At 39.0% G+C, this 14,822-nt stretch carries 9 protein-coding genes; 3 read left to right on the forward strand and 6 right to left on the reverse strand.

Going from position 1 to position 14,822, the window contains the following annotated elements:
- Nucleotides 1–76: 76 nt before the first annotated feature.
- A complete protein-coding gene (gene recQ, locus VRHSUH10_RS04685) occupies nt 77–1,870 on the reverse strand; it encodes a DNA helicase RecQ (RefSeq protein WP_233187096.1) in 1,794 nt (597 codons plus the stop codon).
- A gap of 358 nt (nt 1,871–2,228) precedes the next feature.
- Between recQ and putP the strand changes: the two genes are divergently transcribed.
- Nucleotides 2,229–3,716 (forward strand): sodium/proline symporter PutP, encoded by a 1,488-nt coding sequence (gene putP, locus VRHSUH10_RS04690; protein WP_105089646.1) that lies wholly within the window; start codon nt 2,229–2,231, stop codon nt 3,714–3,716.
- 99 nt (nt 3,717–3,815) lie between these two features.
- Here the strand turns inward: putP and VRHSUH10_RS04695 are convergent, their stop codons facing one another.
- The 3 genes from VRHSUH10_RS04695 to nifJ form a co-directional block, all read right to left on the reverse strand.
- Nucleotides 3,816–4,844 (reverse strand): YafY family protein, encoded by a 1,029-nt coding sequence (locus tag VRHSUH10_RS04695; protein ID WP_060924517.1) that lies wholly within the window; start codon nt 4,842–4,844, stop codon nt 3,816–3,818.
- Nucleotides 4,845–5,193: 349 nt separating this feature from the next.
- Nucleotides 5,194–6,810: a methyltransferase regulatory domain-containing protein gene (locus VRHSUH10_RS04700; protein WP_105089647.1), complete on the reverse strand. Its 1,617-nt coding sequence runs from the start codon at nt 6,808–6,810 to the stop codon at nt 5,194–5,196.
- A gap of 272 nt (nt 6,811–7,082) precedes the next feature.
- Nucleotides 7,083–10,619 (reverse strand): pyruvate:ferredoxin (flavodoxin) oxidoreductase, encoded by a 3,537-nt coding sequence (gene nifJ / locus VRHSUH10_RS04705; protein WP_105089648.1) that lies wholly within the window; start codon nt 10,617–10,619, stop codon nt 7,083–7,085.
- Nucleotides 10,620–11,004: 385 nt separating this feature from the next.
- Between nifJ and VRHSUH10_RS04710 the strand changes: the two genes are divergently transcribed.
- The gene (locus VRHSUH10_RS04710; protein ID WP_105089649.1) at nt 11,005–11,928 is read left to right on the forward strand and encodes a LysR family transcriptional regulator; all 924 of its coding nucleotides are present in this window, start codon (nt 11,005–11,007) and stop codon (nt 11,926–11,928) included.
- Nucleotides 11,928–12,356, forward strand: coding sequence for a hypothetical protein (locus VRHSUH10_RS04715; protein ID WP_105089650.1), 429 nt, complete (start codon nt 11,928–11,930; stop codon nt 12,354–12,356). The genes VRHSUH10_RS04710 and VRHSUH10_RS04715 overlap by 1 nt, the downstream gene beginning before the upstream one ends.
- A gap of 149 nt (nt 12,357–12,505) precedes the next feature.
- Here VRHSUH10_RS04715 and VRHSUH10_RS04720 read toward each other — a convergent pair whose 3' ends face one another.
- Both VRHSUH10_RS04720 and VRHSUH10_RS04725 read right to left on the reverse strand, forming a co-directional pair.
- Nucleotides 12,506–13,123, reverse strand: a complete 618-nt coding sequence (locus VRHSUH10_RS04720) for an SAP domain-containing protein (protein WP_105089651.1) — start codon at nt 13,121–13,123, stop codon at nt 12,506–12,508.
- Between the two features lie 145 nt (nt 13,124–13,268).
- Nucleotides 13,269–14,582, reverse strand: coding sequence for an MFS transporter (locus VRHSUH10_RS04725; protein ID WP_105089652.1), 1,314 nt, complete (start codon nt 14,580–14,582; stop codon nt 13,269–13,271).
- Nucleotides 14,583–14,822 lie beyond the last annotated feature (240 nt).

Consider the following 14,822-nt stretch of genomic DNA (forward strand, 5'->3'; position numbering starts at 1 on the left):
CTAACCTATATCTTACAATATATAGTACTATCATACTAAAAAATACATAGTACTACCATATATACAGTAAAATTTATTATCCCTTATATTCTGCAATAGCCTGTAAAAAACTGAGGCCATATTTTTTCAATTTTGCTTCCCCTACACCCTTAACATTGCCAAACTCACCCAATGTAGTAGGTCGTAAATTAGCTAAGTCAATAAGTACTGTATCAGGGAAGATAAGATATGGTCGAAGCCCTGCCTTTTCGGCTAAGCGCTTGCGATGTTGTCGTAAATGTTCAAATAAACCACCTGACCCAGAACTAGATTTTCCTCGCAATGTAGTGGATGTAGACCTACTAGTTCGAGATGGTACCGACACATGTTGTCTAATTTCCTCTACCTCTTTATGGCCTGCTAAGACTTCCTCAGCACCAGCAGTTAAAGATAATACCGGATACTTACCTGTAGAGCTACGTAAGTAACCAGAGGCCACAAATTGTTGGATGAGCCCTTTAATAGATTTCTCGTCTACATCGCTTAGCAACCCAAATACAGGGAGTGCATCGTGGCCTGCTCGCATAATACGGTCAGTTCGCTCACCGCGCACGATAGAGGTAATCATAGAGGCACCATAGCGCTCATCAGTGCCCATAATAGCACGGAAGATAGCCTTCGCCTCTTTTGTTACATTTACCTTATCAGCGGAGCCTTTACAAGAGCTACAATTATCGCAAGTAGTCCAAACGGTGCTTTCACCAAAATAGTTAAGCATATATTTACGTAAACAATTACTACAGAAACAGTAGTCAATCATAGACTGTAATTTACGGAGCTCCACCTCTTGTCGCTCAGGCGTCTCGATGGACTGTTCAATCAAATATTTGTGAACCTGTACATCCTGCCCACTGTAGAGCAAGATACATTCTGCAGAAGCACCATCGCGACCTGCGCGCCCCGCCTCTTGATAGTAAGACTCCATGTTGCGCGGCATTTGGTAATGCAACACATAGCGCACATTACTCTTGTCGATGCCCATACCAAACGCATTGGTAGCCACCATAACCTGCAGTTTATCATCTGCATAAGCGTTTTGCATCTCACGGCGCACCTCATCGCTGAGCCCCCCATGATAATGGCCCACCTTAATGCCTGCACGGGTTAAATTCTCATATACTCGATCTACATCCTTACGCGTCGCACAATAAATAATGCCATTTTCATTGGCATGTTGGCGCACATAGTGAACTACATAATCCATGCGCTTTGGTGTACGGATGACAGAGAAGGATAAATTAGGCCGATCAAAGCCTGTTACATACACATTTGCCTTATCCAGACCTAATAATTTCTTGATATCATTTTCTACATATTTCGTAGCCGTCGCGGTGAAAGCCCCTACGATAGGACGCTTCGGTAATGAATTGAGCCACTCACCGATGAGACGATAGGACGGTCTAAAGTCATGGCCCCACTCCGAAATACAATGGGCCTCATCCACAATGACTTGAGCTATAGGTAGCGCTCGCAACACATTACAGAAGAAATTAGAACCTAGTCGTTCTGGAGCGATATATAAGAGTTTAATCTTACCGCTACGCACTTCGTACATCGTTTTATTAAACTCCCCTTGAGTAAGCGTACTATTGATGAGCGCCGCTGGTATATTCTGCACTAACAAGCCATCTACTTGGTCTTTCATGAGAGAAATTAGCGGTGAAAACACAATAGTAAGGCCCGCCTTGCAAAGTGCTGGTATCTGAAAACAGATAGACTTACCAGCCCCCGTCGGCATGATACCGATTACATCTTCATTGCGCAATAAAGAGGCAATAGGAGCCTCTTGAGCTGGTCTAAAGGAGGTATACCCAAAGTAAGTTTCTAACATGCGTAACGCTTGTTGCTTTGTCACAACTGGTTGTTTAACGGTTTCTTGTTTTATCGCAACTGGTTGTTTTAGATCGTCTTGTTTTGTTGTTCCCCGTTGATTCATGGGTACCTCCTTTCACGTGTCATTTTTCCATTCTATTATTTTATCATATTTCGAGTATTTTCGGTTTATTAGTATATACAATTTATAGGTTAACCGTCTAATGCCCAAGGCGAAAGTATATACTTAAAATTCGTATAGAAATCAATAGAATCTCACCAAATTTTTACACTCTAAAGTGCTAATATATGGTACAATAGGAATTATTTATAATACTATAGAATGGAACTACAACCTAAGGAGGTCTTATATAGGCATGACACAAGACAACTTAATGATTATTATCGCCTTTGCCTTATACCTAGGACTCATGATGTATATCGGGGTCTATTACTACAGGAAATCAAATAGCATTGGTGATTACATCCTCGGTGGCCGACAACTAGGACCATGGATCACAGCACTTAGTGCGGAAGCATCAGATATGAGTGGTTGGATGCTTATGGGTGTGCCTGGCCTCGCGTATACAACGGGGATTTCAGGAGTATGGATCGCCGTAGGCCTCACATTAGGTACATGGGCAAACTGGAAGTTTGTTTCCAGACGCTTACGAAATCATACAGAGGTAGCTAGTGACAGTTTAACGTTACCGGATTATCTGAAAAATCGTTTCCACGATCAGTCTCATTCGGTAGCAGTCATCTCTGCCTTATTTATCTTGATTTTCTTCTTGATTTATACATCATCAGGGTTCGTAGCGGGTGGCAAATTATTCAATACCATCTTTGGTCTTGATTACACGGTATCCCTCTTTATTACAGCAGGCATCGTCGTATTCTATACATTCCTCGGTGGTTTCCTCGCCGTATCTTGGACGGACTGTATCCAAGGGGCATTGATGTTCTTCGCTATCTTAGCAGTACCAATTACAGCTGCCATGTTTATGGGTGGTCCTATTGAAACGTTCCAACTCATTCAACACGAGTTTCCTCAAGGACTTAGCCTATTCGGTGATCCATCTGATTGGTTCACTTGGATTATTGGCTTGATTTCTTCTCTTGGTTGGGGTCTTGGCTACTTTGGTCAACCTCATATTCTCGTAAGATTCATGGCTATCTCTGATGCAAAAGAGCTAAAAAAATCTACAAACATCGCCATGGTTTGGGTTATCTTATCCCTTATGGCGGCCATTGCAGTTGGCCTCATTGGTCACGTATTCATGTTGCCGGATGTATTAGTAGGCACTGATGCAGAAACTGTATTCCTTATCATGACAGAACGTCTCTTTACACCATTTATTGCAGGTCTCATCTGGTCTGCTGTATTAGCTGCTATCATGAGTACCGCCTCTGCACAGTTATTAGTAACAGCCTCTGCTATTGCTAATGACTTCTATGCAAATATCATTCATCCAAAAGCGAGTGATAAAGAATTAGTACTCGTAAGTCGTATCGTAGTACTTATCGTAGCATTGATTGCCATCTATATGGCTATGGATCCAGATAGCTACATCTTAACAATGGTTGCCTATGCATGGGCAGGCTTTGGTGCTGCCTTTGGTCCAGCCATCTTGTTCTCCTTGTTCTGGAAACGCATGACACGTCATGGCTGTATCGCTGGTATCGTAGTTGGTGGTTTAACAGTACTAATTTGGAAACAATTTGAATTCCTCGGTCTATACGAAATCGTGCCAGGCTTCCTCTTCTCTTCCATCGCTATCTATGTAGTGAGTATCATGGGTAAATTACCTCCTCGTCCAGTTCTTAAGGACTATCGAGAAGCAGAAAAAATGCATGTTCTATAAATTAGAAATCGGACGTTTAAAATAGCATACATAAAAATAGAGCTAGTTGATTCAACGATCAACTAGCTCTTTTATTATAAGTATAAAGCTAAGCTTTAATTATGAGTATTGCTCTAGGCCTTCCTTAATAGCTTCTTTTACTTCAGCTACCAAGGATGCTGGTGAAAGTACTTTCACACTTTGCATATATTGAAGTGCCCAATACTTAAAGGCATCATGATTTACACGTACACGGCATACAACATCATCAGATGTGACGTTGGTGAATTCCACATTGCCATCGAACCAATCTAAAATTTGGTTTACAATAGAACGCTTCGCCTTAAAACTTACGGTAACGGATTCACCACCGAACATGTAAATATGTTCTTTTACATATTGTGATACATTAAAGGTGCGTTGCTGGTTATAGCCCTTTATCTCCCGCAAAGGTTTTCTACGTTCGCTCAGCACCGTAATGTGTGCAATTCGATCGACACGCAATGTAGACATGTCATCATAATTTTCATGGTTCCCAACTAGGTAATAGTGTCCCCGATTCATAACTAGTTGGAATGGATTGAAGACATACTTTCGCTCCTTATTATCTGGACCGAGATTGATATGTAATCGTTTATCCACGTCAGGTTGGCAATAAGCCAAGGAAATTTTTCTCCCCTTTTGTATCGCTTCTTCTATGAGATCAATGTTAAGGAATAAGTCCTGACTTCTATGAAGGTAACCCGTAGCACTTTCAATATCAATACCATGTGGCTTGAAATGAGAGCTACCCAATTTAGCTACACGACTAATTAAATCCTTACGTTGAGATGCGGTAATATGACGAGACGCCAAAATACCGTCAATTAATAATCTCAATTCTGAATCTTCAAAGGTATGAATCATATAGAAATCAGTACGGCGAATAGTGCCATCTGCTCCTACGGCAGACTCTTCACATTGAATACCAAAATCACCAGATTCATATAAATCATTTAAATGACGGCCTAAGGTCTTCCGATCGACGGATACCTCGTACCGCTCGGCTAATATACTGCGAATCTCCTCTTGAGATAAAGTATGATTAGCATCCGTTTCACTTTTCAGGATCTCTAGTATATATACTAGAACGGCCTTCTTAGATGCCATATAAGACTCCTTTTACAAATAATACAATAAAAACAACATTGTAACTAATACAATTTATAATATCATCCACAACACATCGGATGATGTTCACAAAAATACCCATACATAGTATACCACACTTTTCATATATGGTTCATTTATTTCTCATTAATTTTATCGATTTACTATACTTTTTCAGCAATATTAAATAACTAAATGTAATAATTATTAAAAAAGATTAAATTAAATTATATAAAACAAAAACCCATTACTACTTAATACACATAAATGTTATAAGTATAATGGGTTTTATGTTTATTCTGAAGATTATATGAATCGCCCAAATATTATCTTATAAATTTTAAAAGAATTACGAAAGACCATTGTTTTTCTTACTTCTAATAAAGCCTAATTGTTCCATACGCTTCGTCAATTCATTATAGAATGCTTCCGCCATGGCATTTTGGTGTTTACCAGTTTGCGCCTTATCAGCACTAAAGAGAGAATCTTTAATCTTCTTAAGCATAGTAGACTTGGCTTTAGGCTTATTCAATAATTCCATGAACAATAAATCTTCTTCAGAAATATCACCAATAGCGTCATTGAACATATTTGCACCATAAATATATTCACTACCACCATCAGCAATAGCTTTTACAAAGTTTGTAAAACGAGCTGGTACATAGGATGAGCCCTCCATATATTCCTGTTTATCAGGGAATGTTTTATAGAATCGAATACCACCGCGTACCATATGTTCAACGATAGCTTTATATAAACCACATACAGCTGGTTCTAAGTCATCTTCAGATGCATTAGCAGTATCATGAGCAGCTTTTAAAATGGCAAGGGCTTCGATCATATTGAAAGTGCCACCATCTTTAATGAGCGCTTGGAATGTATCTCGCACAAGCTCATTTTCAAACATTTCTAATGCTTCTTCATCAAAGAGAATTTGGAATACAAAACTATTTACGATAGACCGTACAGGTACTGTATTCACCTTATCTGGATTAGCTACATCATAGCTAATATCCTTTGCAGCACTTTCTTTGCAAATAATAGACTTGCGGAATGTTGTATCAAGCATAAAGTCTAAATATTGTTCTTGATCCGCTTGGCTATTAGGAGCCAATTTTTCAAGTTTATCGGCGATGCTGTCATCATAGGTACGAACCATGGATAATGTTAAATCAGCATCACATACATATGTAAGATTGTGAGCTTTCAAATGATCATTGAATTGATAGAAGTAACATGGATCATTATGAGGTTCTAAATGGTCATGACCTACATAATAATCATCCTTTTGCATAACGGAACGCAAGGCACCTAAGAATTTACTATTACGCTCTTTAAGGTTATCATAATTAAGAATTTGAGCACCTACTAGGCTACCTACAGTTTTACCACGTAATACCTTTTCCTTATGAGTCAACTCATCATAACCACGATTAGCAAATAGCATAAGTTGACGAACCTCTTCCATCGTATGCCAACCTGGGTATGTATTATAGGATACATATGCAATGCCATTATCAGCCAAATGATGGGATATAATATCAAGCAACTTATCCTTCATTTCATCGCTAATCCAAGAGTAAAAACCATGGGCAATAATGTAATCAAAGTTTCCTAAGGATTCGTCAAAGTTCAAAATATCCCCTTGCAATAGAGATACATTATCTAACTTGGCATCACTAATAATTTTGTTGCCCTTCTCCACTTGATCTTGGGAAAGCTCAATACCTACAAATGTTGCTTCTGGATTATGCACAGCTTGAGAAATAATATTTCCCCCATACGTAGCACCTAATTCAAGTACACGTGCTGTTTTAGCCGTTGGTGGCTTAAGACCTACAAGTGTACCATACGCTTCCAAATAGGCAGGTGTAGTAAAAGGAAATGGATAGGATTTATAGCCTAACTCTTTATATATTGTTTGTTGCATATCGTCTGTTGCAATCTGTTGATTATCCTTAGCCATAAGCACCTCTATGTTTACTATTAATGTTATCAAATCATATATCAGTACAATATACCTATTAGTATATGCACAACTATTTAATATTATACCAAATTCCTAGTATATTACCTATTGTAAAAGCATTAGTAATTCAGGAACTAGCTATTCAGGAAATGACCGCATTAATTTAAGGTACAATAAAATAAATTCCACATATAGTTAACTATATTATATACAAAAGAGGCACCCTCGAAAGGGTGCCTCTTATTAGTTCTTAGTCGTTAAATAACGAATTATTTTACGTCTTCGAAACCTTTTTGTAAGCGAACGTAGCTTAAGCGACGATCTTTTGCATCTTGTTCAGTTTTAGCGAACAATTCTTCTGCAACATCTGGAGCTGCTTTAGCCAAGGAAGCGTAACGAACTTCACCTTTAAGGAAGTCTTGGAAGCTTTCAGTTGGTTCTTTGGAATCCAAGGAGAATGGATTTTTACCTTCTTCTTTAAGTTGAGGGTTGTATCTGTAAAGATCCCAGTAACCAGCTGCAACTGCTTTACGTTGTTCTTCTTGAGCTTTACCCATACCAGCTTTGATACCATGGTTGATACATGGGCTGTAAGCGATGATCAAGGAAGGACCTGGATATGCTTCAGCTTCTGTAATAGCTTTCATCAATTGGTTTTTGTCCGCACCCATAGCTACTTGTGCTACGTATACATAACCATAAGACATAGCCATCATGCCAAGGTCTTTTTTCTTAGTACGTTTACCAGAAGCTGCGAATTGAGCAACTGCTGCGATATTAGTGGATTTAGAAGCTTGACCACCAGTATTGGAGTATACTTCAGTATCGAATACGAAGATGTTGATGTCTTCGCCAGAAGCTAATACATGGTCAACACCACCGAAGCCGATATCGTATGCCCAGCCGTCACCACCGAAGATCCAGTGAGAACGTTTGATCAAGAATTGTTTTTTCTCAAGAAGTTCTTTCAACTCAGGAGTTGTAGCGCCTTCAGCTTCGATAGCTGCTACTAAACGTTCGGAACGTTGACGAGTAGCCGCACCAAGGTTAGCGAATTCAAGCCAATGTTCTAAAGCTTCTTTCAATTCGCCTGTAGCAGTTTCAACAGCTTTAGAAGCCACTTCAACTAATTGTTGACGGATTTTCTTAACGCCGATGAACATACCGTAACCATACTCAGCATTGTCTTCGAACAAGGAGTTTGCCCAGGAAGGACCTTGACCTTGTTGGTTAGTTGTGTATGGAGATGCAGGCATGGAAGCACCCCAGATGGAGGAACAACCAGTTGCATTGGCAATCATCATGCGGTCGCCGAACAATTGAGTTAACAATTTAGCGTAAGGAGTTTCACCACAACCTGCGCAAGCACCAGAGAACTCGAACAATGGTTGTTCGAATTGGGAACCTTTAACAGTTTCCTTCTTCATAGGGTTTTCTTTTACAGGAAGGCTAACACCGTAGCTCCATGCTTCAGCTTGTTCGATTTCGGAATCGATGGAAGTCATTACGATAGCTTTGCCTTTAGGAGCTGGACAGATATCAACACAGTTACCGCAACCCAAGCAATCTAATGGGGATACTGCGATACGGAATTGAAGGTCTTTAGCGCCCAATGCAGGGATTGTATCGAAATGTTCTGGAGCCGCAGCCACTTCTGCTTCAGTTGCCAAGATTGGACGAATTGTAGCATGTGGACATACGAAGGAACATTGGTTACATTGGATACAGTTTTCTGGTAACCATTTTGGAACGAACAATGCAGGACCGCGTTTTTCGAATTTAGCAGTACCAGCAGGTAATGTACCATCTTCATAACCAGCGAATGTGGATACAGGAAGATCATAACCAGCTTGTGCATTGATTGGTTGTGCAATATTTTGAACGAAGGATGGGCAGGATTCGCAACCTGGTTTAGCTTTGTGACCACCTTCATCGACAGCGTTTTTCCAGTCAGCAGGAACATCTACTTTTACCAAAGCGTTAACGCCTTGATCGATAGCAGCGTTGTTCATGTCAACGATATTTTGACCTTTTTTACCGTAAGAAGTTACTACGGATTCTTTAAGGTATTTAACAGCATCATCTACAGGGATGATTTCAGTCAATTTGAAGAATGCAGCTTGAGTTACCATGTTGATACGGCCGCCCAAACCGATTTCAGAAGCGATTTTCGCAGCGTTGATGATGTAGAAGTTCAATTCTTTTTCTGCGATTTGACGACGCAATTTAGCAGGTAAATGTTCGTTTAATTCTTCAGGAGACCAAGTACAGTTCAATAAGAATGTACCGCCTTTTTTGATACCGCGGATCAAGTCGTATTCATGTACGTAAGATTGACGGTGACATGCTACGAATTGAGGTTCAGTAATCAAGTATGGCAAGTTGATTGGGTTTTTACCAAAACGAAGGTGAGACATTGTTACGCCACCAGATTTTTTGGAGTCGTAGTCGAAGTATGCTTGAGCATACATATCAGTGTGGTCACCGATGATTTTGATAGCAGATTTATTCGCACCTACAGTACCGTCAGAACCGAAGCCCCAGAATTTACATTCAGTCAAACCAGGAGTTTCAATTTCTACGCCTTCAGCACGATCCAAGGACAAGAATGTAACATCATCATTGATACCTAATGTAAAGAATTTCTTGCCGTTTTCAGCAGCCAAGTTATCGAATACAGCTACGATGTCTGCAGGGATAACGTCTTTGGAGCTCAAACCATAACGACCAGCGATAACTTTTACGTTACGGCCACCGTCGATTACAGCAGCTTGTACGTCCAAGAACAATGGTTCAGCCAAAGCGCCTGGTTCTTTAGTACGGTCAAGAACTGCAATGCGTTCTACTGTTTGAGGAAGAGCTTTCAACAAACGATCTGTTGCGAATGGACGGAACAAGTGAACGTTGATGAAACCAACTTTACGGCCCAATTTGTTTAAGTAGTCAACAGTGGATTGAACTACTTGAGCGGAAGAACCCATAGTAACGACTACGTCAGTTGCATCAGGAGCACCATGGTAGTTGAACAATTGGTAGTTAGTACCAGCCAATTTGTTAACTTCGTTCATGTAATGTTCTACAACGTCAGGAACGTTCAAGTAGAATTTGTTGGATGCTTCGCGATGTTGGAAGTAAACGTCAGGGTTTTCTGCAGTACCACGAGTTACAGGAGCATCTGGGTTCAAAGCATTTTTACGGAAAGCTTTAACAGCGTCCATGTCTACTAATGGTTTCAAATCTTCATAGTCCCAGATTTCAATTTTTTGAATTTCATGGGATGTACGGAAACCGTCGAAGAAGTTGATGAATGGTACACGAGTTTTAATAGCTGTCAAGTGAGCTACAGCGGACAAGTCCATTACTTCTTGTACGGAGGATTCAGCAAGCATAGCGCAGCCAGCTGCACGAGCAGCCATTACGTCTTGATGGTCACCGAAGATAGCCAAAGCGTGTGCAGCCAATGCACGAGCAGCTACTTGGAATACACCTGGAAGTAATTCGCCTGCTACTTTGTATAAGTTAGGAAGCATCAATAACAAACCTTGGGAAGATGTGAAAGTTGTTGTTAATGCACCAGCTTGTAAAGAACCGTGAGTTGCGGCAGCAGCACCTGCTTCAGATTGCATTTCTACAACTTGAACAGTGTTGCCGAAGATGTTTTTACGACCAGACGCAGCCCATTCGTCAATGTGTTCTGGCATTGGGGAAGATGGAGTGATTGGGTAAATCGCAGCAACTTCTGTAAAACCATAAGAAACGTGAGCAGCCGCTTGGTTGCCGTCCATAGTTTTAAATTTACGACTCATGTGATTATTGCCTCCTTAAGCATTTAGCAAAAATAGAACACTTGCTTAATCTATCATTATGTTTAGGAATAACAACCATTACAAACTTGCGCACATGAAAAAATAATGCAATAATATATATGTTATATATAATATGGCATTATGTGTGAACATACTTTTGTATTGGGCACAACCATAATTCCTAATATCATAACTTGATATAGCCCTATATGCTCATTATAACGTGCTGGGCCCTATCAACGCAACACATACAGTGACTGTCGCTTTGCCAATATTGCTATCCATGCTTTACATAAAGTAATAGCTAATTGCGTTATAGTAATAACTATTCTCATTTAGTACAGGTCACTTCCCATAACCAGATTTTATTTTTAGGGGGTTAATTATGGATTTTCATCATTTGAAATACTTCGTTGAAGTAGCTGATCAAAAAAGCTTTAGTAAAGCTGCGCGGAATTTGCACATCTCCCAATCCGCTATCAGCCGTACTATTAAAGCTTTAGAAGACGAACTTGGTGTTGTTCTCTTCATGCGTAATGCTAAATCTGTAGAACTTACTGATGGGGGTACCATCTTCTTAACCCACGCAAAACGCGTAGTATTCATGTTTGAACATCTAAAAACTGATTTTGAAAACGAGTTTCGTTTGGAACAAGGTTCCATTAGAATTGGTATTCCACCAATTACCGATGCACCTATCTTCGCTCAGCTTTTAGGGGAGTTCAAAAAAGTATATCCACAAATTGAATTAGAACTTTATGAACAAGGTTCTAAAAAAGTTGAGATTAGTGTTCAAGAAGGCTTGATTGATATTGGTATCATTTGTACGAAACCAAATCCAAAAGAATTTGAGTCCTTCTACCTCACTAGTGATCCTCTTTCCGTTATCGTTCCAAAATCTAGCCCTCTTGCGAAAGAAAAAGAAATTCGTTTAGAAATGCTAGCTGATGAGTCTTTCGTATTGCACAAAGACGACTTTAATTTGCATGACGAAATCATCAAGGCTTGTAAACATACAGGTTTCCAACCTCATATCGTATTTGAAACAAGCCAACGTGATCTTATGTTGCAAACAGTTAGTGCAGACCTTGCCATCGCATTGTTACCATCTCGCCTCTGCCCTGAGGTAGGTGAAAATACAGAGGTTGGTTCCAAGGTCGTTGTACGTCCACTTGTACCAGAAATCATTCATACACTTTATGTTATTTGGAAAAAAGGTCATTACCTCTCCCATGCTTCTCGCTTGTGGTTAGACTTTGTAAATTCCAAATTACCATTACCTGGATTACAACTCGAGGATCGTCAATAATGAATAAACCATCTGGGCTCGCATCTAAATTGCGGGCCCTTTTGAAAGCTAAAGAAACACCCATGTGGGGCGTTATTATCGTGCTGGTAATTGTTATAATCTTCCAGCAAATACAAATTTCAGAACTACAATGGCGTGTCGATGAAGACCACGATGGTTCTTCCGTTGATAGTGTAGCTGGTCGCCTTTACATCCTAGAAGGGATGGCTAATAAACATAGTGACCAACTGGATGGTATCTTTAAAGACATTCGCCAATTACAAAACGACGGTGCCAAGTACGACTGGGAACTGAAACAACTACAATGGTTGCACCCAGAGCTTAAAGTGCGACCACCAGAAGCTAATCCTTCCCCATTCAAATCGACGGATTTAAACCTCGATATGAACCCTGGGAAAGTGCCTGATGTAACAAAACAAAATCAATAAAGAAATCAGGAATAAATAAAAGCACCTTATATACCTACAAAAGTCATCACAAATGACACTTCTCATAGGATATAAGGTGCTTTTATCGTTATTATTTGATAGATTTAATTGCTAGTTTTCCCATACGTCTCTGCAATGACGAATTGCTTCTACTTGCGATACGCTTCTAATTTATATGCATATTCAGTTAAAAGATTATTTGAATAAATTTTTTCATTTTCTGAATCTCTAACTTCTTTCCAAATAATAGATGCTACTTTTAATTTATTCGAATAATTGCAACTACATTCATCTGCACAAAAATCCTTATAAAATTGATTCCATTGACAAACCGAATTATCATACTTTGCATAATCTGATTCACCATAATATACTTTCAGCAAATCTCCAATTGTAAAGCTTGTATTTTTTTCACTTTTTACTTTTCTCCAGGCAGTAGCCATATCAGCATTAAATTTAAATCGTGAAACACCTATTAAAGCAGAGAAATATTCTCTAAACTTCGTATTAAAGGAAAAATTACATTCAAGTAATGGTGTATCTAAAGTAATACTTTCCACTTGCCTTCTTCTATTTTTTATTGATGATTTTTTAATTAAATCGCCTTTAAAGTACTGCTCAATAATATAATTGAGTTCTTGTTTTGTTCCCCTATATTCTAATCCTAATGATTTACATATTTGTGAAAGTTCATCACGATACCAATAATATTTATTAAATTCATCAAATGATGTAATTTCATCAAACTTAGGTCTACACTCTTTCAATATTTGTCTCCTCAAGTTTAAATAATACTATTTTGTAAATTGTAACATAAAATTGAATAGTATCCAAAATCACACCATTGAAGCATTCGTTAAATATTTTCCTATTAAGTTGTCTATAATCTAGTTATCTATAATATAGCTCTACTTAATCCTCTTTATGTTCCATAGATTTTGGAAGTGTCAAAATTAATAGACCAGCAAGGAACATACAAGCCCCCATTACATAGTAACCATAAGCAAAGCTACCAGTGTGACCATTGATGAATCCAAGCATATAAGGACCTACCCAGCCCCCCATATTACCTGAAGAGTTAATGAGTCCCATCGCCCCCGCTGCAGCAGCGCCAGATAAGAAGGTTGTTGGCATGGTCCACCATACACCCATACCACCGTAAACACCTACTGCAGTTAAGCATATAAAGAATAAGCTAACTTCTGGAGATGGACTGTGTGGTGTTGCTAAGAAACCAATAGTACCAATGAACAATGTAGTAGCAACGTGCCAACGTTTTTCATTGCGCTTTTCAGAAGAGTAACCACAGTATATTTGTACAAGTAAGGCTGCTGTCATTGGAATAGCAATAGACCACGCTACCACGCTTGGTGGCCATCCAGATAAGCTTTTAAGAACTTGAGGCATCCAAAAACTAAAGCCCCAGAAACCAATAACCCACAAGAAATAGATTAACGCTAAACGCAATACTTTTGGGTCTTTTAACGCTTGCCAAATAGTATATTTCTTTGCGGCTTGCTTTTGTTGCTCTTCTTTTTCAAGCTCGGCTTTAATATATACCTTTTCTACATCAGTTACCCAAGATGCATGTTCAGGACGCTCTTTCATCCAGAATGCGAAAATGAACGCAAAGATCACAGCAGGAATAGCTTCAACGATAAAGAGTGTGCGCCAGCCATGAAGACCAAAGAATGTTGTATCAAGTAAGATACCTGCCAATGGACCACCGATGATATTAGAGAACAATAAAGATGTTAACATCAAGGAGATTGCCTTTGCACGCTCCTTTGGCAAGAACCAATTTGGAATGAGTAACGAATAAATTACAGGATATAAAGAGGCTTCACATAGACCAAGAAGGAATCGATAAATATAAAACTCCAACTCTGTGGTCATCGTTGTCATAAGAATACATACTAGGCCCCAACTAAACATAATACGTGCTACCCAATGCATAGCATTACAGCGAGCAGCGATTAGGGATGCAGGGACTTCAAATAATACATAGCCAATAAAGAAGATACCGGCCCCCATACCAAATACCTCTGGTGTCAACCATGGTAAATTCTCCTTCATGGTTAAGCCCGCATAGGCAATATTTACACGGTCCAAAAAGGCAATAATAGAAACAATAAATAATGGCAAGACTACGTGTAGCATACGACGCTTCGTAAAGTCTTTAAAATCAATAACCCCACTTTGAGGCTCTGCTGTAGATGAGTTCATATAATTCCTTTCTACTACTTAAGATATTACATACCTTATTATCTTAAGTAAACAAAAGTCCTCTGTCAATGGAATTATATAGAATATAGAAATAACAAATAGGAATAGTAAAACCAAAATAATGACATATAAAATAGAAAAGGTATATTCGCTAGAAATGACTGTATAAAATAAAAAAGCACTTTATAGTATGAATATATCTCTATCACAAGAGAAGAAAATACTATAAAGTGCTTTCAT

Source organism: Veillonella sp. T11011-6, from assembly GCF_002959755.1.
Taxonomy (GTDB): Bacteria; Bacillota; Negativicutes; order Veillonellales; family Veillonellaceae; genus Veillonella.